This is a genomic window from Shewanella sp. ULN5, from assembly GCF_030731885.1.
GTDB classification, from domain to species: Bacteria; Pseudomonadota; Gammaproteobacteria; order Enterobacterales; family Shewanellaceae; genus Shewanella; species Shewanella holmiensis.
In genome coordinates this window covers 25,991-52,634 of the sequence record NZ_JAPJEE010000007.1, presented here as the reverse complement: position 1 = coordinate 52,634, position 26,644 = coordinate 25,991, and the positions used below count along the sequence as shown (strand labels likewise).

Here is a 26,644-nt window from a genome sequence, read left to right as displayed (position 1 = left end):
TAAGACAGGCAAATAAATTTCATCTACAATGCTTGATTCGATATTTCTAGGCTGAGAAAACATCTCGATTAAGTTAGAAAAACATCATATTAGATTTAGGCACTAAATCTTAGGTTTAGGGATTTTTATTCAATGAAAACAAAGTTATCACTACTTTCTGCTAGTGTAATATTAATGTTGGGCTGTCAGTCAATTACCCCTAATGTTAATGACGACGTGATTAACGATACTTCGTCGGCAAAAGTCCCAGCGAAAACCAGTAAACAACCTAGAACCATTGAAGACATCGAACAAGATGTGGCCGAGGTTAATGATGTTTGGCAACGAATTCGTGATGGCATGCAATTAAAAATTGCTGAAAAGGAACTCGTTGATAAATACCGACAGTGGTACATCGACAATCCTAGGCACCTAGAAATTGTCACTCAGCGTGCTGAGCCATTCCTTTATTTCATTCTTGAAGAAATCGAGAAACGCAACTTACCTACCGAATTAGCTTTGTTGCCTGTCATTGAAAGTGCCTATAACCCTACCGCTTATTCACCTAGTGATGCGTCTGGGCTTTGGCAGTTAACTTTACCGACAGCAAATGCATTTAAAGTTAAGACCAACTGGTGGTATGACGGTAGGCGTGATGTAAGAGCATCAACATTAGCCGCATTAGACTTACTTGAATACCTGTATGTTAAGATGGGGAAAAACTGGGATTATGCTATAGCCGCGTATAACTCTGGTGAAGGACGAGTCCTTAATGCCATCAAACGTAACAAAAATAATGGTAAAGAAACTAACTTTTGGATGCTAAAACTGCCAAAAGAAACCGCGCATTATGTCCCCCAATTAATGGCGCTTGCTGATATTATTAAACACTCTGATGAATTGGGTATCAATTTACCTGCTATTGAGAATAAACCTCAAATAGCAATTGTGAATATTGAAAGTCAGTTGGATTTAAATTTAGCCGCTGAAATGGCGAAAATTTCAGTTGATGAATTAAAAACACTTAACCCAGGGTTATTACGCTGGGCAACTGCGCCAATGGGACCACATTTATTAGTAGTTCCCGCTGAAAGTGCTAAATCATTCAATCAATCTCTCGCCTCACTTGAACCTGATGCCCGTATTAACTGGGTCAGGTATAAGATCAAATCTGGTGACAGTATTGGTGAAATTGCTCAGCAATTTGAAACCTCTCCAACAATGATCCGCAATAGTAACGGCATTAAGGGCAATAATATTGTTGCTGGTAAATTCTTAATTATACCTGTGGCCAGTAAAGATCCAGATTTGGCAAGTATGAATGCCGATCAACTACTTGCGCGTAAACCAGTTATTCAATCAAGCAATCAACGCCAAACATACACAGTAAAGTCTGGTGACAGTTTATGGGCCATTGCTAACAAGCATAGTGTTTCGATTGAGCAAATTACCACGTGGAATAAACTTAACAAAGATCAGTCTCTTAAAATTGGTCAAAGCTTAGTGTTCTATCCTAACCAAATTGCTAAAACTGACTCAAGTAATGAAAAAGTGGTCAGCTATAAGGTTAAATCTGGAGATTCACTAGTACGTATTGCCGCCAGATATAAAGTCACTGTTGCTGATTTGATTGAATGGAACAGTTTGAAAAAGAATAACTATCTGCAACCTGGACAGATGTTAAAACTGTTAATTAGTAATAGTTAATCATGTAAACGATCAACAAAAAAGCGGTTTAACCTGAGTTAAACCGCTTTTTTAATGTAATGAATATACTTAATGGATATTTATAGTGTTATTCACACAAGTTAACCAACGTATGATCTAAAAACCAACGGTTATTCGGCAAACAGTAATTCTACACTAAGATCATTCATGGTCGGTAAACTGCTTTCCAGGGCTTTTCCGGCAAACTTAGCCTGTAATCGGTAACCTTTGGTATTTATTTTTGCCAAGACATCAGCAGGCACATTAAAACTTGCCTTGACTGACTTACCTGCACCAATTGTTACTTTCCTGAGCGCTTGGGTAAACATCATCGTTTCAGACCATGCCCACACTTTACGGCCTTTAGGATCTATCAACCATAAATCAGCCGTCATGCCCGAATTGAATTGAATAGCAACCCCATGTTCAGCTTGGTTTGTTACTGTTAATGAGACCGGCATTGATTTAGCACTCTGATAAAATGGCACCACATCCAAATGACCATGCAATACAGCTTGACTCATGACTTGCATTGCTTCTCCTGCAGACAACTTAATGATCTGGTTGATGTTTGGTTTGACATAATCGGCTTTAACATCAGAATCCACTGCCCCAGCACAACCAATCAAGGCGAATAACGAAATAGCGCCGAATATTTTGCGCATTACAATCCTCCTAATTTTTTAAATAAACTGTCTTTCAATTTGTCAGTTTCTTTGTTTAATTTACCTTTTAATAAAGCTTGAGTGTCTAATCCATATTTAGGCTCTTGAAAACTACCTGTAATCTTCAACGGAATATCAATACCTGATAAAGCATCTTTCTCTCCCCCCTGTCCTGCAAGTGTGCCGACCACTTTAGTGATAAGGCTATAATCAATTTGTTGGCTGATGATATTTACTGTTCCATTGCCATCTAAACGAATTAATGGTGATGCCATAGCAAGATCTGGATTTGTAACGACTCCACCAAGTAGAGAAAAGCCACCCGTTAAACTGGTAAAATCAGTTTTCAACTCTTGACTGTCTTGCGCGGATAAATCGCCGGCTAACTTCTTTTGACCACTGCGGATCATTTGAGGAATATTGACGCCATACAAAGATCCATCAGCAATCTCAAATTGTCCATTGGCAATGAGTTGCTGTTTAAGCTTAGCGGGAATAAGGCTACTGCCATGACCTTTAACGGTAAAGTTAGCGGTACCAGATAATAAATCCACTTCAGCTAAATCAGTCAATAATGGTCTGATTTGTAAACCGTTAAGTTGATTATTAAATTGATAGCTTGGCACCTTGTTACGCGCATCAATGGATGCTTTAACATTGATATTACCCTGATACAACTCAGCCGTAAGCTGTTTGATATCAATAAGCCCTTGTTTAACTGTAGTGTTTAGCTGCCAATTTTGGGTCAGTAAGTTATCGAGCTTAATTGACTTCGCCTTAAGAGCTAAAGTTAAGTCGATACCTTTAAGTGAGGCAAGATCTGGCTCTGACGTCACTTCAGCATCCTGCTCAGAAGTACCATTTTTATCAGTGTCACTTTCTGCCGATTTAGGCAATAAGGAATTTAAGTCAATGTCACCAAATTCAATATTGAAATCAATTACCGGGACTTTTTTTGCATAGTTAACTGCGAGTTTGGCTGATGCTTGAATACTGTCAACTGAAAGTTTACTGATAACTAGATCAATATTTTTTGTATTTAGTGCCACAGACAAATCAGCCGCGATTGTCGTTTTAACGGTTTTATTAGGTAGATTTTCACCCTCAACTAGATTCTCAATTAACAAGTCGCTGATTTGAATATGATCAATCTTCTGTGAAACCTTAATTTTGCCTGAGCCTGATGAAGATAATTTCATATCAGCTAATTCAGCTTCAAATTCGTATTCCATATCGGCAAATTCACCCAGTGAAAACTCACCTAGGGTAAATGATGTGAGGGTAAAGTGTTGCTCTGAATTTGTTTGCATATCAATAAGATTAATATGCATGTTGGTAATAGATACGCCACCGACATTAAGACTTGATAATGGCATGCTTTTATCAATTTGGTCTGATTCGACATCTTTTGATTTATCATTCTGAGCCGTTGAGGTTAAACCATCAAAACTGGTATTCCCTTGTTTATCGGTAATTAAATTGAGTGTCAAACCGTCTAAACTTAAATTATCAATTTTAACTTGCTGACTAAATAATGGCAGCAAAGCAACGTTAGCCACGGCCTGATTTACTTGCAACATCTGTTGAGGTTGAAAATTATCAGGATTACTTAACGCAATTGAACCAACGTTGATCCCAAGGGTAGGGAAAAAACTCCAGCTCAAATCCTGATCAATTGTTAAAGTTCGTCCGGTATGTTGCTTAACCGCATCAACGACTTGGGGTTTGAAATCATTAATATTGAAAAACACAGTGAGATACAGCACAGCACAAATAACGATTGCAACTATTGATATCACCAACCATTTTATTAGTTTCATAACCAATCCTTAGCTTAAATTTGTTCAAGATACAGGTATTAAATAATAGTCATTATAGTACTAATGCACTGTCACTTATTGCCACACCATTTAAGTCAGCATAAACAGTCATGCCATCCTTGACTTCGATTGAATTTATTTCAATGTTAACACCAATTTCGCCTAGATCTTTTTTGTCCGTTTTAATCGGATTAACGCCTAAAGCCTTAACACCAATATTCATGGTATTAATCGTTGCAACATCACGAATACAACCATATATAACAATTCCTTGCCATCCATTATCCACAGCACTTTGTGCAATCATATCACCTAATAGCGCTCGTCGAGTAGAGCCGCCACCGTCAACAACTAGCACTTTACCCTGTCCTGGCGTTGCCAAAATAGACTTAACCTTTGAATTATCTTCAAAGCACTTAACCGTGACAATTTGCCCGCTAAAAACGGCATGTTGACCAAATGTTTGCCATGGCAAATTGATCAGTTGCAATTCTTGTGGGTATTGGTCAAAAAGATCAGGAAGTAAATCAAGCATAATGCCTCCATGCGACATAAAGAAAAGATTGGATCAGATGTTAAGACTAAATAAATACCTATGAACAAACAAGTGCTTATCTTGCCAAAAGTGAAAGAGTACTAAAGCCACCTGATATTGATGAAGACACATTATCCTCAATGGTGACTCATTTTGTATTACAGGTAAATTAACTGACTAATTTAAGTGACTAATATTTGATTGTTATTTATACTTTGTTTTTTTATTGAGACACAGATTACACATGAAAAATGATTTAGAGCTTGCTCGGGTTATCAATGCCTTTGATGAACTTGAATTTGAGCAGCGTACCACTACCAACCTTGAAAATGCCCGTAACAAACCGCAAATGCGCACTTATATTCAGTCATTGGATTTCAGTCTGCGCCGTCTAAAAATCCTTCAAGAAACGATTAACGAACTTGTTGAAGACAAACAGTCTGATCTATTGCGACAAGAGAAAGTACAAACATATAAAACTAAAATTATTAATTTATCCCGCCAGTACAATATCAGTTATCAAGACGTGCTCAATATTATGGCAAAATCAAAAAAATAAGCATGTATTGATTAATAGGCTCTTTTTGGCTGAATCTTTTAATTCGGTTGTTTTTACCTTTTCTAGGTAGGAAATTTCGCCTATCACGATATCGATGCTGCAACTTTAATATCAACTTCAACATGCAAATATGGCCAATTAAGCATCTGGCATATTAGTGTATAAAACGATTTAATAGTAAATCTCTATAGATATCATCATTCGAGCAATACACCAGTTATAAACCTTGCTTTTAAACTCGCATCACCAAATATTTTAGGGTAATTAAAGTCGATACTCACTTATTGTTACGCTATGCTCGGGCGGTATCGTTGTGCGACATACAAAAGAGCAAGAGAGCTTCCTCGCAATGAATACTTTACAAACTGAATTTTGTTCCATTCTTCGCTAAATCAAAAGCCGCTTATTTACTAGCATGATTGATACTAGGGCTACCGCATGAGTGATTGTATTTTATACAACTCGTGAAAGTTTATTAAACGAAACGCCGTGAAATCATCCATGATGGCTTAACAACTGCGTCTATGCAGTTGATATTCGATTAATAAACTTCCACTAATTGAGCGAAAAGTATTCGCGATCTCACCCTGTGATTGATACTCCTTACTTGTTTAAATTATCTACAACTTTTGAATCAATAAACCTTAACGAATTACGCTTCGCTCTGACTCACTAAACTCTATTTAGCGCCATAAATGAGCATATCCCCTATCTGCAATAAATAACTGGCATTAATTGCTTAACTCTATTTAGGACAAAATGTCCCACACCACCCCAAATAACAGATCTGCATCAAAAAATTAACAACTAACGGGTTTGCCATTTACATTTGTCTTTTATGGATTGATTTAAATCAAGTTCCACCGACAAAGACAAACATATAGTGGAGTAGATCTTATGCAGACCCGACAACAATAAGAAGGTTACGTTATGGATACTCATGCAGCCCTATATGCGCAAGGCCAGCAGCGTTTAGCTTATTTACGCGCTATTGCGCCAAGGCAATCAGTCAGTCTTGAACAGAAAATGGCTGATAACGGCATCACTCGCCGAGACTTTATTAAATGGAGTGCGGCGATGACAGCCATGCTCGCATTACCCTTACCTTTCAGTAATTTGTTCGCAGAAGCTGCTGAACTTGCAGACCGTGTTCCCTTGATATGGCTTCACATGGCTGAATGTACCGGCTGTTCGGAATCCTTGATTCGAACTGATTCACCGAATTTAGACACCCTGATTTTTGACCATATTTCATTGGAATACCATGAAACCCTAATGGCAGCCTCAGGCTGGCAAGCTGAAGAAAATCTTGAGCATGCACTGGCACAATACAAAGGTCGCTATTTATTAGCCGTAGAAGGTGCAATTCCAACAGCCAATAATGGCGCTTTCTTAACCGTTGGTTGTAAAGGTCATACCGGACTTCAGATTGTCAAAGAAGCCGCAGAAGGAGCCGCCGCAATCATATCAGTCGGCACCTGTGCTGCTTTTGGCGGTGTTCAAGCGGCGTATCCAAATCCTACAGGAGCTAAGGGTGTGCATGAGGTTGTCGATAAAACCGTGATTAACTTAGGCGGATGTCCGCCGAGCGAAAAAAATATTGTTGGCACGCTCATGTACTTCATCATGTTCGGTAAGTTACCTGCTCTAGACATGTTTAACCGACCTAAATGGGCTTATGGCGCTCGGGTGCACGATAACTGTGAACGTCGTGGCCGTTTTGATGCCGGTGAATTCGTTGAAACCTTCGGCGACCAAGGCGCTAAAGATGGCTACTGTTTATATAAAGTGGGTTGCAAAGGCCCATACACATATAATAACTGCCCTACTGAAAGGTTTAATCACCACACTAGTTGGCCGGTATTGGCAGGTCATGGCTGTATGGGATGCTCAGAGCCAAACTTCTGGGATGATATGGCTGATTTTGAAAAACCACTCGGACGTCAACTTCTACATGGTATTGATACCACAGCAGACACAATAGGCGCTGTCATACTCGGTGCGACTGTTGTTGGGATCGGCGCACATGCCGTTGCAAGTGTATTTGCTAAGCCATTGGAGGATTAATCATGAACAAACGCGTAGTTATCGACCCTATCACTCGTATCGAGGGTCACTTACGTATCGAAGTTGAAGTAGATGAGAATAATGTCATCACTAAGGCTTGGTCATCATCAACATTATGGCGTGGCATAGAAGTTATTCTTAAAGGCCGTACTCCTATGGATGTCGGTTTAATAGTACAAAGAATTTGCGGAGTCTGCACCTATTCACATTACCGATGTGGTACTGAAGCGGTAGAGAATGCTTTAGGCATGACAATTCCTGTTAATGCCAAATATTTACGCAGCCTCATGCAGTCGTCATTATACATGCATGACCATATCGTACATTTCTATCATTTACATGGATTAGATTGGGTTGATGTCGTCTCAGCACTGGGGGCTGATCCCGCTAAAGCAGCTCAAGATTCACTAAAGTATTCTGACAAACCGATTGCAACGGGCGAAGGAGAACTCCGAGCCGTACAAGAAAGGGTTAAAGGCTTAGTTGAAACAGGCAAGTTAGGCCCATTTGCCAATGCTTATTGGGGCAATGGTACCTATCGATTTACCCCTGAACAAAATTTAATTGCCCTATCGCATTATCTTAAAGCACTTGAAGTCCAACGTGTAGCAGCTGAGATGTTAGCGATATTTGGTGGTAAATCACCACATCCACAATCATTAGTGGTTGGTGGTGTTACATCGGTTCGCGATATGTTAAGCCCTGCTCGTCTTCAAGAATGGAAGCAAAAACATGCCATAGTGCAAGACTTCATTGAAAGAGCTTATCAAGCTGATATCGTTATGGCAGCAGAAGCCTTTGGAACTGAAGCAAGTGTATTAGGCGGCGTCAATGTGAAGAGCTTTTTATGTACCAATGATTTCTTAATGGGTGATGGTCAATACCTGTTTGAACAGGGCGTCATCATGCACGGTGATCTCGCTAACGTGACAGACATTAATCCAGAGTTTATCAAAGAAGATGTCACTCATGCATGGTACAAAGCCGATGGCGCTCAACACCCCTATGATGGCACAACAGTTCCCGACTATACCGGTTTTGTCGAACGTGAAACTGTATATGGGAAACTACCGACCTTAGATGGTGATGGTAAATATTCCTGGGTTAAATCACCAAGGTATCAAGATGAACCTGTTGAAGTAGGTCCCTTGTCTTGTCTGTTAGTTAATTACGCCAAAGGCAACCCAATTGTTGTGGATGCAGTTAACGGATTACTTGCCAGAACAGGTTTACCCATTGAAGCCTTATTTACAACCTTAGGGCGAACCGCGGCACGTATGCTACAAACCGTCCTTGTCGGTCAAGCGAGTTTACACACGTTTGAAGCTTTGATCACCAATCTTAAAAGTGATGAATCAACCTATATCGCACCAGAGATTGATTCAAACAAAGAATATGTTGGCCATGCGATGAATGAAGCACCCAGAGGCATGTTAAGTCATTGGATACGGATTAAAAATGGCAAAGTAGAAAACTATCAAGCCGTTGTACCTACCACATGGAATGCTGGCCCAGTAGATGCTAATGGCAAAATGGGCCCATACGAAGCTTCATTAATAGGTTTAACACTCGAAGACCCAACCAAACCATTAGAAGTGATCCGAATTATTCACTCATTTGACCCATGTATGGCGTGTTCGGTGCATGTTATGGATTATAAAAAGCAGACCTTAGGCCAATTTAAAATTGATCCCAACGGTTTTTAATGTGAGTGAACATATTCAGGAGGGATGACTTATGCAACATCAAGCAACCCATACCAGGCATTATATTTTTACCCCAGCAATCAGAATATTTCACTGGTTAAGGGCGTTATCAATTTTTGTCTTGATTATCACAGGGTTTTACTTAGCTTGGCCATTTTTAGTCGCACCGAGCTCAACTGACGTGCTCGTTCAAGGCTGGCTGCGTTTTGCCCATATCGTATTTGGTTTTGCTTTAACTGCGGTCACCATAGCTCGATTTTATTTGTTTTTTTTCAGTAGACATAATATTGAAAGGCGTTCTTTTAAAGACGTGATGAGTGTGTCGAGCTGGATAAGCCAATTAAAATCATATCTTTGGGTTGGCCACCTTAATAAAGCTGGTGTTTATGGCCCTTTGCAATTTGTTACTTACGTTGCAATTTCGCTTGTGGCTTTGTTTATCTGTATTACGGGTTTGGTGCTATATGCCAATGTATATCATCAAGGTCTAGGTGGAGCATTGTGGCAAATATCGGCTTGGATCACAGCACAAATGGGTGGTTTAGCGTACGTTCGTGTTATACACCATTATTTAATGTGGGCATTTATCATCTTTGTAGTGATCCATGTCTATATGGCGGTGTGGTCAGGAATTCGCTTTAAGCATAATTCGGTTGACTCAATAGTATCCGGTTATGATTATCATAAGGATCATTAAACGCCGTGAAGAAAATACTCATATTGGGTATTGGCAATGTGTTGTACGCCGATGAAGGTATCGGCGTACATTTTGTCAATTACATCCAAGATAAATATAAATTTAGCCATCCTAACCATCAGTTAGACTTAATTGATGGTGGCACCTTAGCCCAAAGCTTAATCCCCTTAATTAGCCAATATGATCAGCTCATTGTTGTCGATACCGTTAACAGTAACCATGCTTGTGCCGGTGATGTGTTCTTTTTTGATTTTGACCATGCACCAGCGGAAATAGACTGGCAAGGCAGTGCACATGAAGTTGAAATGCTGCAAACACTGACCATGATGGATATGGTTGGCGACCGCCCTGTGACTCAAGTGCTGGGTGTTATTCCCACGGTGATTGAACCTATGACATTAGGACTGACACCAGCGCTTATCAATGCGATCCCAACGATGGAAAAAGCCTTAATCTCCTATTTAACAACACTCGGTATGGTTGTCGAACAAAAAGCATCAATTCAAATTGAGGATGTTATTCCAGATGCCTATAAACGCGGAGTTAACCATGAAGCACTTTATTCAGTTTGAATTTATTTGCCTAAAATCGGTGCCGCTTTATGAACACCTGTGTCAGCAATATGCGCTCGACACCGCAATATCGATTAACTTCGGTATCGTTACCGATGAACAGCAGCATATCCATTATATCATTGAAGCTAATGCCGAGCAGGCTGAATTAGAACAACTTGCGGATAAAATTGCGGCCGATTTTTTACTCTCTGTGTGGTTAGTTGATACCAATATTCAGCGCATGTCTGAGCCACAATACCCAATATCAGCGACACTGGGGAAAAGTGCTGCCGCGCCATTGTTATTTTGCCAACATTGCCAACCACTCTTTGGCGATAATCAAAGTCCGCAGTTCGGTAAAATAGACCTAGTTTGCCATCATTGTCATGGTGAAACAAAACTTACTGCGGCGCAGCAAGGTTTAACCCAGCATGATATTCATGCCTTGGTTGATACCTTATTAACGCAGGGAACATTACCCTTGCAAAGTGAAGCATTAACACTTTCACTTAACGAACCATTACAACCAAAAACTCACGTGACTCAGGCAAAACAAACTACCTATGTTCGGCCACATATTTTGATTTGTAATCCGAACACCTTAAACGCACAATTAACCGTGAATGATTACCAAGTTCTGGCATTATCAAGCATCGAGAAGCCCGTTGTAACTCTCGCAAGTTGTGACAAACAACATAGCCTAGAAAATTGTAATCATGCCGTGCGCTATGATGTGCAATTTGCCTATAACCGTTTGCTGCAAGTGATATGCGAACGTTTGCGTCAAAAAGGTATTAACTGGATATACTTAAGTCCGTTAACTGACTTATTAAATACAAACCAGGCATTACGATTAGCCAGAGTAAATCAACAATGGGTTGAAATCAGTAAAACCTCAACAACTGAAATTGATATTGCCGCTGTATGTTTACATCAACAATCCACATTCTCTAATTCAACAAGCCAATATATCGCCGTAGATAAATCACTCTCAAGCAGTGTGTCTCAGCAAGTTTACTTAAGCTGTAAACCATCGCAGCATAACCAGCTTGAGTCATTACCTAATGAACAACTTACACATAAAAACATCGAGCAGCATTTAGGTTATCGTGCCCTGCTTGGCTGTTTGTCTGGTTATCCTGACAAACCTAAACACGCTGCCGTATTGTATTTTAGCCAACAACAAAAGAGTGAAATTGCAACCATTGATGGTCAAAGTCAGTTTGAATGTTTTTTCACGTTTACTGAAATACCACAAAACGGTTATGAAATTTGCCACCAGTTATTATCGAGTAAACAAGCGCCTTTACTGGTTAAATATAAGCAACAATTCCCGCAAAGTTATCTTAGGTTACTTGACCTTAAATTGAATAATGAAACCGCCAACTTAAGCAGTTTATTAACGGTTGCAGCGATCATTATTGGTTGCCCGGTAAACGAACATGCTCAACATGCTGTCCATCAACAATTATTAGATGGCATCATCAGCTCTGCTGAATGCTACCGAGGCAATAATGCGCCAAGAATTGATTTCCCTTTGATTAAAGGAGAAGCGGTAAGAAGTCTCAATTGGTGTAAAACACTGGGTACCTTGATGAGCTTTAAAATTGCTGGCGAAGCAGATAAAGCCAAACTCGCTTATGGTTTTTTTGACTCTTTCGCTGATTATTTAAGTAATTGGTTAGAACATTTGGATCAGAATATTGGCATCAAACAAATCGTATTAGCGGGAACTGAATTTAGCTATCCCCCTTTAGCGAAACAAATACAGCTGAGAATAGGTAAAAACTTTCCATTAACCGTTAATCCTCAGTTAGATTTAGAGGGCGCCAATATTGCAGTTGGCGGTTTATTACTGCCAATTCGTCGACGCGGTAGCCACACTTAATGAACGAAAAATCAGCCTTGTTAATACAAAAGCAAATAACCGCTAAAGGGATAGTTCAAGGCGTAGGATTTAGACCTTATGTTTACCGTTTAGCTGATACCCTAAAGCTTAAAGGCACAGTGTTAAATGACAGCAGAGGTGTTGAAGTGGTATTACAAGGCAGTAAGGAGCAAATTGATGCGTTCATCTTTGAGCTACAAACTGCCCCGCCAGCGCTGGCCCGTATTGATGAATTAATTTGTATCCAGCAAGATATCATTGAAGTATTTGAACAATTCATCATTTTAAAAAGTGAAACGAATGATAGTCAGGCCATTGTTGCGGTATCAGCCGATAAAAGTACCTGCCAAGATTGTCTGGATGAAATAAACAGCCCGGCTAATAGACATTATCTCTACCCTTTTACGAATTGCACTAATTGCGGCCCCCGCTATACCATTATTAACCAACTACCATACGACCGCCATTTAACCTCTATGGCAAGTTTTTCGATGTGTGATGACTGCGCTAAGGCTTATCATGATCCACTAGATAGGCGATATCACGCTCAACCGGTCAGTTGCCCAACCTGTGGCCCACAATTACGCTTATATGTAGAAAATGAATGGGTCGATTGTCCATCACAGCATGTCATTGGCATTACAATAAAATTATTATCCCAAGGTAAAATAATTGCCCTTAAAGGTTTAGGTGGATTTCACTTAATATGTGATGCGACCAATGAACAAGCAGTATCAAGGTTAAGACAGCGTAAAAAACGTCCCGCCAAACCCTTAGCCGTTATGGTACCTAATTTGCAGCAAGCCCAACGACTTGCAACAGGCACAGATTCAGAATGGCAAGTGTTAAGCAGTGCAGAAAGACCCATTACATTATTGGACAAATTATCGCCCAGGAATGGAGAAAAACCTTTACTGGCAGATTCCGTAGCACCCGGCATAGACCGAATCGGTCTATTTTTACCTTACACTCCGTTACATCATTTATTACTCGATGTATTTAACAAACCCATTGTGGCGACAAGTGCTAATCGCAGCGGCGAACCTATCATAGGGGATATCGCTGGAATTTTTACATGTTTAGATGACGTCGTTGATGCAATTGTTGACCATAATCGACCGATAGCCAATGCCTGTGATGATAGCGTGGTACAAGTGATTAATGAGCAGTTACAAGTGATCCGTCTTGCCAGAGGATACGCCCCGCTCACGCTTAGCCATGGTTTAACCACATCAAGCATAAAGCCAATACTTGCCGTTGGCGCACAACAGAAAAATACCATTGCGCTAGCATTTAATCGCAATATGATTTTATCACCGCATATTGGCGATTTATTTAGCATTGAAGCTGATCAATATTTTAAGGACAATTTAGCGACCTTTAAGCGACTTTATCAATTTAGACCTAGTGCAATTGTCAGTGATCATCATCCAGATTATTCCCCCAGTAAATGGGCTAGACAATTTGTTCAACATCATCACGGTGTCGATTTAGTGTCAATTCAGCATCACTTTGCACATATTCTTTCGGTTATGGCGACTAATCAATATCAGCAAAAAGTAATCGGTTTTAGTTTTGATGGTACAGGCCTAGGGGATGATGGTGAGCTTTGGGGCAGCGAGGTAATGCTTGTCGATACCAGCCAATTTACCACTCTAGGCCATTTTAGTTCGTTTAAATTAATTGGTGGAGAGCAAGCCATCAAACAACCCGTTCGTATCTTACTATCATTGTTATTTGAAACCTTATCCCTTGAAAAGGTAAAACAGTTACCGATTTCGGCAATACAGAAATTAAGTAATACGACCCTGAATAATCTACACAAATTATGGCTCAATAATCACCATTGTATTCCCTGTCGTTCAGTTGGCCGCCTTTTTGATGCATTGGCCGTAGCATTAGGACTGATTGACACAAACCAGTTTGAAGGACAAGCCGGAATGATGATTGAATCTCAAGCGGCCAAAATGGATTTAAGTCACCAGCATCCCAGCATCGATTTACCCGAATTATCAATAACGTCACTAGAGGTCGATAATAAAACCGTCTGGCAAAGCCAAGCACTGTTTCACCAAATAATTAACCTAATCTCGCAAGTTCAGACGCCAAACGACACATTAATATCACACCTTTGCCATCAGTTTATCCAAGCTATAGCTGATGCAGTCAATGATATCGCTCAGCAATACCCTCAATATCCATTAGTGTTTAGCGGCGGCGTGTTTCAAAACAAACGTTTATTAACGCGTTGTTTAATAGATGCTAACAATCAACAACATCAGGTTCTTCCATCTCAATATGTACCCGTTAATGATGGTGGCATTGCTTTAGGTCAACTTTGGCATGGGTTAAATAACCAGCAAAATGATAACTTGATCACAAAGCTGAATTAACCTTTCATTAACAGTAAAACAATTCAATAAAACTGATTTTCATCAATGTTTTGAGCTAAAAATTATCGCAGACTGTGTTTATTGACATCTAGTTAGGAAAGATTATGTGCCAGGACTGCGGCTGTTCAATTACTCATGACCATCACGATCATTCGTTTAAAACGAATCCTCAATTGAATGATAAAAAAACCTTATCTGTCATTCATAAAATCCTCAGTAAAAATGATCTTGAAGCACAGCATAATCGCGGTCATTTTAATCAGCATCAAGTTACAGCATTTAATATCATGAGTAGTCCAGGCAGTGGCAAAACCACTCTTTTGGAACACCTAGGCCTACACTCAACCTTAAAATATGCAGTAATTGAAGGTGATTTAGAAACATCACGAGACGCAGACCGATTAATTGCCAAAGGCATTTCGGCCTACCAGATACAGACAGGTTCAGCCTGTCATTTAGATGCCTTTATGGTTCATAGTGCCTTACATCACATTAAGTTAGATGAATTAGATATTTGCTTTGTGGAAAATGTTGGCAATCTGGTTTGTCCTGCCAGTTACGATGTAGGTACACATAAAAATATCGTGTTGTTATCTGTGCCTGAAGGTGACGATAAAATCGAAAAATATCCGGTCATGTTCCGTAAAGCCGATGTGGTTGTCATCACCAAAACCGACTTACTGCCCTATTTTGACTTTGATATTGAACACGCGAAATCAGCGCTTTATAAGCTCAACCCCCATGTAGAATTAATCACGCTATCGGTTAAAGAGGCAGAAACATTTACCCCATTGGTAAACTGGCTTGCCACTGCACACGACGACAATCTAACCGCAACCATTCAGGGGGCATAACCATGTGTTTATCGGTGCCTTCACAAGTTGTCAGTATTCATGATGATGCCAGCGTAACAGTTGACACTATGGGCGTTAAACGCCGAGTCAGTAGTCATTTAATGTCTGAACCATTAGCCATTGGTGATTACGTGCTGATCCATATAGGCTTTGTAATGAACAAAATTGATCATGAAGATGCAAAGCAAAGCCTGGCCTTATACCAGGAAATTGTTGCATCGATGAATGAGCATGGTGAATAGCATGCAATTAACCAATCTTTACCAAGGCTTTAGAGACCCAGCTACGATCCATTCGTTGGCAAATGAAATTACAAAACTGGCATCCAAATTAGACTCCGATGTCAATATCATGGAAGTCTGCGGCGGTCATACTCATACCATCATGAAATATGGCTTATTGCAGCTGTTACCTGAGAATATCAAATTTATTCATGGTCCTGGTTGCCCCGTATGTGTGATGCCAAAAGAGCGTATCGATCATGCTATTGCCTTAGCCAATCAACCCAATGTTATCTTAGTCAGTTTAGGTGACATGATCAGAGTGCCTGGTTCAACCGGTAGCCTAGCTAATCACCGTGCTAAGGGGTGTGATATCAGGCCGATTTATGATCCACTTGACACCTTAAAAATTGCAGAGGACAACCCTGATAAAACAGTGATATTTTTTGCGATCGGCTTTGAAACCTCTACCCCTATGACTGCAGTATTGATTGAGCAAGCTGAGCAGCAAGGAGTCAATAATTTACTGTTTCACATTAATCATGTGCTTGTGCCTCCGGCAATTGATGCCGTTATGTCAGAGAAAAATGCCAAAGTGAATGCTTTTATTGGCCCAGCACACGTTAGTGTGATTTCTGGCTCAAAAATCTATCAAACCGCGGTTGATCAATACCGCACGCCAGTCGTGGTATCCGGTTTTGAACCCGTCGACGTGATGCAATCGATTTTGTCTATTGTTAAACAAAAAGCAGCTAATGAAGCCAGACTTGAAGTCCAATATACCCGTTCTGTCACTTTTGACGGCAATGTTCACGCCCAACAATTAGTTAATCGTTACTTTGAGTTAAGAGACGAATTCAGGTGGCGCGGACTAGGGCCGATTGCTAAATCAGCACTCAAGCTTAAAGCTGAATTTATTCAACGCGATGCAGAACATCATTTTAAATCAGTGTTGCCTACAGAGCCAATCGATGATCACAAAGCATGCCAGTGCGGTGATATTTTACGTGGTCTTGCCAGTCCTAAAGAGTGCAAAGTATTTGGTCGCGGTTGTAGTCCACAAACGCCATTAGGTAGTTGCATGGTCAGTTCAGAAGGCGCATGTAACGCTTACTATCGTTACGGAGAAATACCCCATGGTTGATGCAAATAACACCATTCAACTCAGTCACGGTGGTGGTGGCAAAGAAATGGATCATTTAATCAAGTCACTGTTCTTTATGGCTTTTGATAATCCCATACTGCGCGCCGAAGAAGATGCCGCCAAACTTCATTTAAATGGACCTGTCGCGTTTACGACCGACTCTTTCACCGTATCGCCACTTTTCTTTGCGGGGGGCAATATAGGAAAATTGGCCATTGCAGGCACAGTTAACGATCTTGCCATGATGGGCGCAGAACCTGAATACCTCAGTTGTAGTTTTATTATTGAAGAAGGGTTTTCAATAGCTGACCTTAAAATTATAGTCGAAAGTATGGCTGAGGAATTACAACAATCAGGCGCACGTATTGTCTGTGGAGACACCAAAGTGGTGCCGCGTGGGTGTGCGGATGGCTTGTTTATCAATACCACAGGCATTGGCAGAATTATCATGCCAAATATATCGACAAAAAACCTAGCAGCAGATGATGTCATCATTGTCTCTCGTGATATTGGTCGACATGGTGCAGCAATACTCATGGCAAGAGAAGGACTTGAACTTGAGTCAGATCTCACCAGCGATTGTGCCAGCCTATGGCCAATGGTTGAGCAATTAATTGCCGCAAACATTCCCATTCATGCAATGCGAGATGCAACCCGCGGTGGACTTGCAGCCGTATTGAATGAATGGGCTAAAGCTTCCAATGTGGGCATTAAGTTAATAGAAAAAGATATTCCCATTGCCGATGAAGTCAAAGGCTTGTGTGAACTATTTGGATTTGAAGCGCATGACTTAGCCAATGAAGGCACTTTTGTGATTGCGCTTCCCCGTGAAGCCGCCGATGGCGCGGTTGAAATATTACAACGCTACGGACATTGTGAAAAAGCCTGCATTATTGGCAATGTTGTTGATGCGCATAACGGCAGAGTGGTATTAACAACCCCATGGGGAAGCCATCGTTACTTAGACTTACCACAGGGTGAATTACTGCCAAGGATTTGTTAATGCACGAATACTCTATCGTTATGGCGCTAATTGAACAATGCGAAGCATTAGCAAAGCAGCATAATGCAATTGCGATTGAACGCGTTAACATAAAAGTGGGCATCTTAAGCGGTGTAGAACCAAGCCTTTTAGCGCAAGCATTTAACTCGTTCAAATTAGATGGAATATGCACCAACGCGAGTTTAAACATGCAGATCCAACCTTTAGTATTGCAATGCAATACCTGTAATAAACGCACAGAGCAGATGCATCGAGTGGTGTTATGTCCAGATTGCAATTCAGCGGATACCCTTGTTGTTGACGGTGAAGACATGATGTTAATGCAATTAGAAATGGATACCTAGATTTTGGCCGCTACATCACCTTAACGGTAATTTGATAGCAAAAATAACGCGTTACCAATACATAAAAATAAGGAAATAGTAATGAATAAATTCATCTGGTCTCTCTCTTTAATGGCTATTTCTGGCGCCGCTTTGGCCCATGAAGGACATGGTGCGCCTGGGTTGTTTCATCATTTTGAACAAATGGCGCCTGCAATCATTTTAGTGGCTGTAGTCGCAGGTATTATTTGGAAAATGAAAAAATAGTTAGCCAATACTGACAAACAGCTTCAGCTAAAAGTATTAATTGACTGGCCATTACATTCAATATGTGATGCTAAATAACCTCGGCTCTGGTAAAGAAAAAGGCTAACCAGTAGCTCAGGTTAACTATACTCGCTTGTTAATCCATACTCGCTGCAAACAAAAACGCACTCAGTTGAGTGCGTTTGTTTATATCATCTCAATGTTTTAGTTAGCCTTTTAATGCGCTATCAATCATTTGCTGTGCTTGTAAAATGATGGCATCTAAATGTTGTTGGCTGATAAAACTTTCGGCATAGATTTTAAACAGAGCTTCAGTGCCAGATGGTCGAGCGGCAAACCAGCCGTTTTCTGTAGTCACTTTAATCCCACCAATCGGCGCATTATTGCCAGGTGCGTGTGACAAAATTGCAGTTATCGTTTCGCTAGCAAGAGTAGTATCAGTAAAACTTTGACTATTTAATTGCTCAAATTTAGCTTTTTTCTTCAAGCTGATCGGGCTATCAATTCGGCTATAGAAGCTTTCACCAAACTCGGCGGTTAACTCTTGATATCTTTGCGACGGCGTTTTTCCTGTCACAGCAGTCATTTCTAGGGCCAGTAAGGCCAAGATAAAACCATCTTTATCTGTACACCATGTGCTACCATCTCGTTGCAAAAATGCTGCACCAGCGCTTTCTTCACCACCAAACGCAATGGTACTGTTGGCCAAACCATCGACAAACCATTTAAAGCCAACTGGCACTTCCAAACAAGCACGATTTAAACTGGCACATACTCTGTCGATCATGGCACTCGATACCAATGTTTTACCGATTGATAAAGACTCTGCCCATTGTGGGCGATGACGAATTAAGTAATCAATCGCTACCGCTAAATAATGGTTGGGATTCATTAAACCAAATCCAGGACACACAATACCATGGCGGTCATAATCAGGATCGTTTCCGACGCATAAATCAAAATTTTCGCTGTGTTGTAATAAACCGGCCATGGCAAAAGGTGATGAACAATCCATACGGATCTTGCCATCTTTGTCTAATGTCATGAAACTAAAGGTTGGATCGACCAACTCGTTTACTAAGGTAATATCTAAACCATAACGTTGGGCAATATGCTGCCAATAATAAATACCTGAGCCTCCTAGAGGATCAACACCTAAACGCAAATTGGCTTTTTTAATGGCTTCAAAATCAATCACCTCAGCTAAAGACTCAACATAAGGCGCAATAAAATCGGTTTCTTTTACCCAACCTGAAGCAAGTGCAACGCCATAATTGACTTTTTTAACGCCACTTAATTGCTGCGCTAAGTATTGGTTCGCTTTATCTTCAATTTGCTTGGTTATTTCACCTTCAGCAGGACCACCATGTGGCGGATTGTACTTAATCCCACCATCTTGAGGAGGATTATGTGACGGAGTGATAATTAAACCGTCAGTTAAAGCAACAGGTTTATTTTTGTTAGCACTAATGATGGTTTGTGACACCACAGGTGTAGGGGTAAAACCATCGTTGGCTTGAATCAGCACGTTAACTTGATTCGCCGTCAGCACTTCGACAACAGACATAAATGCGGCATAGGATAAGGCATGAGTATCATAGCCGACAATCATAGGCCCGGTAATGTTAGCGGCTTGACGATAATCAACCACAGCCTGAGCAATAGCCCAAATATGATTCTGATTGAAGCTTGATTTAAAAGCACAACCACGATGACCGGAAGTACCAAAGGTCACTTTTTGTTGAACATCTTCAACATTTGGGATCATTCGGTAGTAGTAACTCATTAACTTAGGAATATTCACTAAATCTGCTGGTAATGCTAACGTCCCTGCTCGCTCATGAATTGCCACGCCGCGTCTCCTTGTTATCGATTAAATGTATTTTGCTATAGTAGAAGCTTGTTGGGCATCACACCCAAGATGGATAAGGACTTCAGATAAAATGGTTTGTTTTTTTGCAGTATTATTATTAGTTGTTACCCAATAACCACTTTGTCCAATTTCTTTCGGATTTGCAGATTGACTTGCATCTAATAATGCTTGTTTTGAACGGGCAAAATATAGACGCCCTTTGCCTTGAATTTGCAATACCTGATCAAAATGACTGCCTGCTTGGTTAGCCAATGCATCAAGCAAAAACATAAAACGACCAACCGCACCCTTCTGCTGACTGATCAAATGTTCGTTAATCACAGCGTTAAAATCCATAGTTGAAGATGAGGCATTAACGGATTTTGTCGCTTCAGCCACTTGCGCGGCAGGAGGGGTTGAAATCGATTCGGTTGTTACTGATGCCTTAACGGGTTCATTAACCAGCTTTGATGTTTCAGCTTTGACTTGAGCGCGATGATTGACTAATTGCTCAACAATGGTTTTTGCCTTATTAAATAAAGCGTCCCTTGCATTGGCGTCAAGCGCATCAAGACCTGGCTGACTAATAGAGTCAGGTGTATGATCGGCAACATATTCAACGGGAAGACCTAACAAACGACGTAAAATCTCTGAAGCACTCTCACCAATTCTTTCAGTCTTGCTTGCAATAAAACGGTAAAGTTCTTCATCAATTTCAATGTATTTCATTTCAATCATCCTTTTGTGTGTCGAAGATATAATCACAATTGCAGTTAACAACGGCGTATAAGACCATACCTTGCGAATTCAATTTATTCTTTTTAGATCGATTGCGATCGTTTATCGTGCCAGTTTAAGCTAAGCCTCGGGCAAGAATAAAGCCCCAAATTGATTAATTGATAGATATTCAACATTAACTGACTACTTTATTCATAAATCGCTATCATGTTGCAGATTAAATCGACAACAAAACTTGATTTGCTCCCCGTCATCACGCAGAATTTGCCGCCATCAGAGTCAGATAGTTAGGCAAGTAAATGCATTACGTCACCTCAGGCAATGGCGAACCCGTTATTTTAATCCACGGTTTGTTTGGCAATTTAGATAATTTAAAGTCATTAGGTTTATCCCTTGAAGCAGATTTTCAAGTGATTCGTGTTGATGTGCCAAATCATGGTTTAAGTGAACATTGGAACACCATGGACTACCCAACCTTAGCCAAAGCCGTTATAGACTTAATCGATAAACTTGGATTTGATTGCGTAAAACTCGTCGGCCATTCCATGGGCGGTAAAATCGCTATGGCAGCCGCGCTATTATATCCTCAGCGCATCACCAGTATCGTTGTCGCTGATATTGCACCTGTTAGCTATCAACCACGTCATCAACTGTTTTTTGCAGGGCTGACCTCATTACCATTGAATCAAAACACAACCCGTAAATCTGCGCTAACCCATTTGATTGATGCTGGTATTGATGAAGGAACGGCTCAATTTCTGCTGAAAAATTTACAGCGCACTGAGTCAGGTTTTGAGTGGAAGATGAATTTATCTGGGCTAATTGATTGCTACGATCGTATCATTGATTGGCAGTTAACAAAGGATAATCGACCACTACAATACAATAAACCTTGCCTGTTTATTCGTGGCGGAGACTCAAACTATGTCACTGCTGAACATCGTGATGCCATTATTCAGCAGTTTCCGAAAGTCACAGCTAAAACACTAAATGGTACAGGTCATTGGTTACATGCACAAAAGCCTGAGATATTTAATCGAATTGTCGGCGAGTTTTTGCGCTAAACCGACGACTATTTTTCAAGCATTTACACTGAGGCAGATAGCCGTTGCGAGTATGATGTGATATATTCGCGCCTCTTTTTTGCCGTAAAAGAAATCTTTAAAAGGTAAAGTATGCTGAATCAATATATGGAACAAATAGAAAGCCTCAGTTTGGATTTCTTTTTTGCAGCAATTTTCTTTTTTATTGGTATGGCCATCAGGGATGTACTGAATCAAGGTAATGTACCGAAATTCGGGCGATTAATCGTCTGGGGTGTATTATTTTTAGGCTGTGCTGGTTTTGTGGCAAAAGGCATTATTCAAATGACCTGGGAAGGTTCAGGTATTGGTTAATAAGAGATATGGCAAAAGAAACAGCAGATAGAACGACCATTGACCTTTTTGACAGTGAAAAACGACGTGGAAGACCCAGAAGTAATCCACTGACTCGTGAACAACAATTAAAGATCAATAAACGTAACCAAATTCAGCGTGATCGCGCTAACGGTTTAAAGCGAATAGAGTTAAAGGTGTCACAAGATTTATACGACGCCTTGAATCAACAGGCTTTGGCCAGTAACATCAGTCGTAGCCAGTTAATCGAGCATATTCTGCAACAGCAAGTCGACAACTGATTCATTTTTCGAACATCGCACTAAGCGAAATTGATATTGAAAGGATACCCCATGGCAACTGTAGGTCTATTTTTCGGTAGCGACACTGGTAACACCGAAGCTGTCGCCAAGATGATCCAGAAGAAACTGGGCAAGCAAATGGTTGATGTTAAAGACATCGCCAAGAGTACTAAAGAACAAATCGCAGAATATGATCTGTTATTATTCGGCATCCCAACTTGGTATTACGGAGAAGCACAATGTGACTGGGATGATTTTTTCCCTGAACTTGAGCAAATCGACTTTAATGACAAGTTAGTGGCTATTTTTGGTTGTGGTGACCAAGAAGATTACGCAGAGTACTTCCTAGACGCTATGGGCATGGTCCGTGACATCGTTGAAGCTCGTGGTGGTATTATTATCGGTAACTGGCCAACCGAGAGCTATGATTTTGAAGCTTCAAAAGGCCTTGCCGACGCAGACCACTTTGTGGGCTTAGGTATTGATGAAGATCGTCAACCTGAATTAACCGAAGAACGTGTTGATGCCTGGGTTAAACAAATTTACGAAGAAATGTGTTTAGCGGAACTTGAAGGTTAATCATCACCAATTAACTTTCAACAAAAGCGGCTAATTTTAGCCGCTTTTTCGTCTAATTAATTTGAAAACATACAACACAAATATACAGCTACATGAGTTTACTAGAATCATCTCACATAATGATCGTTTGTTTATCTTGTATGGCTACAGGAGCATATTTTGGATGTAGACTCAATTCCTATCAATGCTAACCACTGGGACATTTTTTGCGTTGTTGTTGATAATTATGGTGATATAGGCGTCACCTGGCGTCTAGCCAAACAACTGGCTGCTGAATACGCAATCACGGTTAATTTATGGGTGGACGATCTTAAAAGCTTTTCTCACATTTTGCCTGAACTTGATGCTGGTCAAGCCTATCAGACCTTTTTTGGCGTTAACATTATTCACTGGAATGATTCATCAATTGAAGAATATTCACCAGGCCAATGCTTAATTGAGGCTTTTGCCTGTGAAATACCTTCATCGATAATTGAAGGGCTGACTAAATTAAAGCAAACTAATCCAATAGAATTGCCAATCTGGCTCAATTTAGAATACTTGTCGGCAGAAGATTGGGTTGAGGGTTGCCACGGCTTACCCTCATTTCAAACCAATGGATTGCAGAAGTATTTCTATCTGCCAGGATTCACAGATAAAACCGGAGGATTAATTTGCGAGCAAAATCTGTTTCAATTACGTGATAACTGGCAAAGCGATGATGCCAATAAGATGGCATTGTTTAACCAATTAGGTTTACGTGGCATTGAGCCTAATCACCGCGTCATTTCAGTATTTAGTTATGAAACACCATCATTGTTAGGCTTAATTCAATCCTGGCAGGCAGAGAAGTCCCCTATCCATGTGCTTATCCCAAAAGGAAGAAGTTTAAATAGCCTCACATCCATATTAGCTTGTTCGGTTGATAAGCTTGTCGCGGGTCAGCAATTCAACTTAGATAATGTGACATTGCACATACTGCCGATGACAGATCAACAAGGTTACGATCGACTATTATGGAGTTGCGATTTTAACATTGTTCGCGGTGAAGATTCCTTTTTACGCGCTCAATGGGCTGCAAAACCGTTTATTTGGCACATTTATCCGCAAGAAGATGATTATCACCTAATAAAATTAGAAGCTTTTATGCAAATTTACTGCGATAATCTAGCGCCTGATTTAGCTAAGCCATGGTGCGAATTGAACCTGTCGTTCAACCAAGGTAATCAAATTGACACAGTCAATCATTGGCAAAAACTCGAATTTAATCATTTGCCCTTATTGCAACACGCAAAAACATGGCCAATGACAGCATTAAATAGTGCAGATCTTGCTACTAGACTAGTTCAATTCGTGAAAAGTCGCTAAGATACTGCTCGAAATTAAAATCGATATCGATAATTTATAGGAAATAGTGTAATGAAAACTGCTCATGAAATCCGTCCTGGTAACGTGATCATGTTAGATGGCAGCCCATGGGTTGTGCAAAAAACTGAAACAACTCGTTCTGGCCGTAACGCTGCAATCGTTAAGTTAAAACTAAAAAACTTATTACTTGATTCAGGTACTGAACAGACGTTTAAAGGCGAAGACAAGTTAGACGATATCATTCTAGAACGTCTTGATTGTACTTATTCTTACTTCGCAGATCCTATGTATGTATTTATGGATGAAGAATACAACCAATATGACGTTGAAGCTGATAACTTAGGTGATGCAGCAGCATATATCGTTGATGGTATGGAAGATCAGTGTCAAGTGACTTTCTATAATAGCAAAGCGATTTCAGTAGAACTTCCTGTTCATATCGTGCGTGAAGTTATCTACACTGAGCCTTCAGCTCGTGGCGATACTTCTGGTAAAGTCATGAAGCCAGCTACCATCACTGGCGGCGGTACTGTGACTGTTGCTGATTTCGTTAAAGTTGGCGACAAGATTGAAATCGACACTCGTACTGGTGAATTTAAAAAGCGTGTTTAATCACATTTTGTAAATTCCCCAAAAGCCAGCTTAATCGCTGGCTTTTTTGTATCTTGGCAGCACAATATGCCAATTAAGATAAAATTACCCCCATTAAATAAGATTTAAACACTAATTTTTAACATCAAAACAGCGTAAACCACTAAAAAACTCGAATAATTTCATTACCAAACACTTCCACAAAGCCATTAAATTCGTTATGGTTCGCCTACTTAGTTGTATTTTAACGAGAGCGGTATGCGTCCAATCATCAAATCCAATAAATTAGATACTGTGTGTTACGACATTCGTGGACCAGTTCATAAAGAAGCCCGTCGCTTAGAAGACGAAGGCCATCGCATTTTAAAGCTGAATATCGGTAATCCCGCACCGTTTGGATTTGAAGCCCCAGAAGAAATCGTTAGAGATGTCATATTAAACTTGCCCAGTGCCCAAGGTTATTGCGAATCTAAAGGCTTATTTTCTGCTCGTAAAGCCATTGTGCAACATTACCAATCCCAAGGGGTATTCGGCGTTGATATTGAAGATATTTATATCGGCAATGGTGCTTCTGAACTGATCGTAATGGCCATGCAGGGCTTACTTAACCCAGACGATGAAATGTTGATCCCGTCACCTGATTACCCTCTTTGGACAGCTGCCGCCAATTTGGCCGGCGGTAAGGCTGTACATTATCGCTGTGATGAAGAAGCTGATTGGTTTCCTGACATTGAAGATATCAAAAGTAAAATAACCCCTCGCAGCCGCGGCATTGTTTTAATTAACCCTAACAATCCAACCGGCGCTGTGTATTCAAAAGAATTAATCGAACAGGTCATTGAGCTTTGCCGTCAGCACGATTTGATTTTATTTTCTGATGAAATTTACGATAAAATTTTATATGACGAAGCGCAACATGTCCCAGCGGCGCTGCTTTCAGATGACATTTTAACTGTTACCTTCAATGGACTTTCTAAAGCCTACAGAGCGGCTGGTTTTAGAGTGGGTTGGATGATGCTTACCGGCAACCTCAAAGCTGCAAAAAGCTATATTGAAGGTTTAGAAATGCTTGCATCCATGCGTTTGTGCTCTAACGTACCTAATCAACATGCGATCCAAACAGCACTGGGCGGTTACCAATCTATCAATGAGTTAATTTTGCCCAATGGTAGACTCACAATACAACGCGATGCCTGCTATGAGATGTTAAACTCTATTCCTGGCGTAAGCTGTAAAAAACCCAAAGGTGCCTTGTACGCATTTCCTAAACTCGACATGAAAAAGTTTAATTTACGCGATGATGAACGTCTGGTTTTTGAGCTACTCAAACAAAAGAAAATTTTGTTGGTACAAGGAACTGCGTTTAATTGGCCAGAACCTGATCACTTAAGAGTGGTTTTCTTACCACATAAGGAAGATCTGACTAAAGCATTAAATGAGTTTGGCAATTTCTTAGAAGATTATCGCCAATAAACAG

At 40.4% G+C, this 26,644-nt stretch carries 26 protein-coding genes; 21 read left to right on the top strand and 5 right to left on the bottom strand.

The genetic code is table 11. From position 1 onward, the window contains the following. The first annotated feature begins 132 nt into the window (after window positions 1-132). Window positions 133-1,686 carry a LysM peptidoglycan-binding domain-containing protein gene (locus ORI98_RS08675; RefSeq protein WP_306134962.1) on the top strand — a complete coding sequence of 518 codons (1,554 nt, stop codon included), beginning with the start codon at window positions 133-135 and terminating at the stop codon, window positions 1,684-1,686. Between the two features lie 131 nt (window positions 1,687-1,817). Here the strand turns inward: ORI98_RS08675 and ORI98_RS08670 are convergent, their stop codons facing one another. From ORI98_RS08670 to ORI98_RS08660, 3 genes are read right to left on the bottom strand one after another with little or no spacing between them, the layout of a single operon-like run. Continuing rightward, a complete protein-coding gene (locus ORI98_RS08670; protein WP_306134961.1) occupies window positions 1,818-2,351 on the bottom strand; it encodes a BsuPI-related putative proteinase inhibitor in 534 nt (177 codons plus the stop codon). After that, window positions 2,351-4,171 (bottom strand): AsmA family protein, encoded by a 1,821-nt coding sequence (locus ORI98_RS08665; protein WP_306134960.1) that lies wholly within the window; start codon window positions 4,169-4,171, stop codon window positions 2,351-2,353. The genes ORI98_RS08670 and ORI98_RS08665 overlap by 1 nt, the downstream gene beginning before the upstream one ends. Window positions 4,172-4,223: 52 nt before the next feature. After that, a complete protein-coding gene (locus tag ORI98_RS08660) occupies window positions 4,224-4,706 on the bottom strand; it encodes a putative 4-hydroxy-4-methyl-2-oxoglutarate aldolase (RefSeq protein WP_306134959.1) in 483 nt (160 codons plus the stop codon). Window positions 4,707-4,950: 244 nt separating this feature from the next. Here ORI98_RS08660 and ORI98_RS08655 point away from each other — a divergent pair, with 244 nt between their 5' ends. The 13 genes from ORI98_RS08655 (at window position 4,951) to ORI98_RS08595 (ending at window position 18,382) form a co-directional block, all read left to right on the top strand. After that, window positions 4,951-5,265 (top strand): hypothetical protein, encoded by a 315-nt coding sequence (locus ORI98_RS08655; protein WP_261298149.1) that lies wholly within the window; start codon window positions 4,951-4,953, stop codon window positions 5,263-5,265. A gap of 930 nt (window positions 5,266-6,195) precedes the next feature. Continuing rightward, the gene (hyaA, locus tag ORI98_RS08650) at window positions 6,196-7,332 is read left to right on the top strand and encodes a nickel-dependent hydrogenase small subunit (RefSeq protein ID WP_306134958.1); all 1,137 of its coding nucleotides are present in this window, start codon (window positions 6,196-6,198) and stop codon (window positions 7,330-7,332) included. A 2-nt stretch (window positions 7,333-7,334) separates the two neighbouring features. Then, the gene (gene hyaB, locus ORI98_RS08645) at window positions 7,335-9,038 is read left to right on the top strand and encodes a nickel-dependent hydrogenase large subunit (protein ID WP_306134957.1); all 1,704 of its coding nucleotides are present in this window, start codon (window positions 7,335-7,337) and stop codon (window positions 9,036-9,038) included. Window positions 9,039-9,069: 31 nt separating this feature from the next. Continuing rightward, window positions 9,070-9,735: a Ni/Fe-hydrogenase, b-type cytochrome subunit gene (cybH, locus tag ORI98_RS08640; protein ID WP_306134956.1), complete on the top strand. Its 666-nt coding sequence runs from the start codon at window positions 9,070-9,072 to the stop codon at window positions 9,733-9,735. 5 nt (window positions 9,736-9,740) lie between these two features. Next, the gene (locus ORI98_RS08635) at window positions 9,741-10,307 is read left to right on the top strand and encodes a HyaD/HybD family hydrogenase maturation endopeptidase (RefSeq protein WP_306134955.1); all 567 of its coding nucleotides are present in this window, start codon (window positions 9,741-9,743) and stop codon (window positions 10,305-10,307) included. Continuing rightward, entirely contained in the window at window positions 10,285-12,177 is a 1,893-nt protein-coding gene (locus ORI98_RS08630) for a NiFe hydrogenase (protein ID WP_306134954.1), read from the top strand. Before ORI98_RS08635 ends, ORI98_RS08630 begins: the two co-directional genes overlap by 23 nt. Further along, window positions 12,177-14,570, top strand: coding sequence for a carbamoyltransferase HypF (gene hypF, locus ORI98_RS08625; RefSeq protein WP_306134953.1), 2,394 nt, complete (start codon window positions 12,177-12,179; stop codon window positions 14,568-14,570). The genes ORI98_RS08630 and hypF overlap by 1 nt, the downstream gene beginning before the upstream one ends. Window positions 14,571-14,674: 104 nt before the next feature. Further along, on the top strand, window positions 14,675-15,424 hold the full coding sequence (gene hypB / locus ORI98_RS08620) for a hydrogenase nickel incorporation protein HypB (RefSeq protein ID WP_306134952.1): 750 nt from the start codon (window positions 14,675-14,677) through the stop codon (window positions 15,422-15,424). Between the two features lie 2 nt (window positions 15,425-15,426). Continuing rightward, the gene (locus ORI98_RS08615; RefSeq protein ID WP_306134951.1) at window positions 15,427-15,666 is read left to right on the top strand and encodes a HypC/HybG/HupF family hydrogenase formation chaperone; all 240 of its coding nucleotides are present in this window, start codon (window positions 15,427-15,429) and stop codon (window positions 15,664-15,666) included. Window position 15,667: 1 nt separating this feature from the next. Next, a complete protein-coding gene (gene hypD, locus ORI98_RS08610; RefSeq protein ID WP_306134950.1) occupies window positions 15,668-16,789 on the top strand; it encodes a hydrogenase formation protein HypD in 1,122 nt (373 codons plus the stop codon). Next, window positions 16,782-17,792, top strand: a complete 1,011-nt coding sequence (hypE, locus tag ORI98_RS08605; RefSeq protein WP_306134949.1) for a hydrogenase expression/formation protein HypE — start codon at window positions 16,782-16,784, stop codon at window positions 17,790-17,792. Before hypD ends, hypE begins: the two co-directional genes overlap by 8 nt. Then, the gene (locus ORI98_RS08600; RefSeq protein WP_306134948.1) at window positions 17,792-18,136 is read left to right on the top strand and encodes a hydrogenase maturation nickel metallochaperone HypA; all 345 of its coding nucleotides are present in this window, start codon (window positions 17,792-17,794) and stop codon (window positions 18,134-18,136) included. Before hypE ends, ORI98_RS08600 begins: the two co-directional genes overlap by 1 nt. 81 nt (window positions 18,137-18,217) lie before the next feature. After that, window positions 18,218-18,382 carry a hypothetical protein gene (locus ORI98_RS08595; protein WP_306135060.1) on the top strand — a complete coding sequence of 55 codons (165 nt, stop codon included), beginning with the start codon at window positions 18,218-18,220 and terminating at the stop codon, window positions 18,380-18,382. A 208-nt stretch (window positions 18,383-18,590) separates the two neighbouring features. On the opposite strand, the gene pgm is transcribed toward ORI98_RS08595, so the two are convergent. Both pgm and seqA read right to left on the bottom strand, forming a co-directional pair. Then, window positions 18,591-20,234, bottom strand: a complete 1,644-nt coding sequence (gene pgm / locus ORI98_RS08590; RefSeq protein WP_306134947.1) for a phosphoglucomutase (alpha-D-glucose-1,6-bisphosphate-dependent) — start codon at window positions 20,232-20,234, stop codon at window positions 18,591-18,593. 21 nt (window positions 20,235-20,255) lie between these two features. Beyond that, window positions 20,256-20,963 carry a replication initiation negative regulator SeqA gene (gene seqA / locus ORI98_RS08585; RefSeq protein ID WP_306134946.1) on the bottom strand — a complete coding sequence of 236 codons (708 nt, stop codon included), beginning with the start codon at window positions 20,961-20,963 and terminating at the stop codon, window positions 20,256-20,258. A gap of 308 nt (window positions 20,964-21,271) precedes the next feature. Here seqA and ORI98_RS08580 point away from each other — a divergent pair, with 308 nt between their 5' ends. The 7 genes from ORI98_RS08580 (at window position 21,272) to ORI98_RS08550 (ending at window position 26,640) form a co-directional block, all read left to right on the top strand. Beyond that, on the top strand, window positions 21,272-22,036 hold the full coding sequence (locus ORI98_RS08580; RefSeq protein WP_306134945.1) for an alpha/beta fold hydrolase: 765 nt from the start codon (window positions 21,272-21,274) through the stop codon (window positions 22,034-22,036). A gap of 111 nt (window positions 22,037-22,147) precedes the next feature. Continuing rightward, entirely contained in the window at window positions 22,148-22,369 is a 222-nt protein-coding gene (locus tag ORI98_RS08575; protein WP_261298144.1) for a DUF2788 domain-containing protein, read from the top strand. Between the two features lie 8 nt (window positions 22,370-22,377). Further along, window positions 22,378-22,650: a LexA regulated protein gene (gene ybfE / locus ORI98_RS08570; RefSeq protein ID WP_188839772.1), complete on the top strand. Its 273-nt coding sequence runs from the start codon at window positions 22,378-22,380 to the stop codon at window positions 22,648-22,650. 51 nt (window positions 22,651-22,701) lie between these two features. Further along, window positions 22,702-23,229, top strand: coding sequence for a flavodoxin FldA (gene fldA, locus ORI98_RS08565; protein WP_306134944.1), 528 nt, complete (start codon window positions 22,702-22,704; stop codon window positions 23,227-23,229). A 159-nt stretch (window positions 23,230-23,388) separates the two neighbouring features. Beyond that, entirely contained in the window at window positions 23,389-24,576 is a 1,188-nt protein-coding gene (earP, locus tag ORI98_RS08560; RefSeq protein WP_306134943.1) for an elongation factor P maturation arginine rhamnosyltransferase EarP, read from the top strand. Between the two features lie 51 nt (window positions 24,577-24,627). Beyond that, a complete protein-coding gene (gene efp / locus ORI98_RS08555) occupies window positions 24,628-25,188 on the top strand; it encodes an elongation factor P (RefSeq protein ID WP_188839774.1) in 561 nt (186 codons plus the stop codon). 237 nt (window positions 25,189-25,425) lie between these two features. Then, window positions 25,426-26,640: a pyridoxal phosphate-dependent aminotransferase gene (locus ORI98_RS08550; RefSeq protein WP_261298143.1), complete on the top strand. Its 1,215-nt coding sequence runs from the start codon at window positions 25,426-25,428 to the stop codon at window positions 26,638-26,640. Window positions 26,641-26,644: the final 4 nt, after the last annotated feature.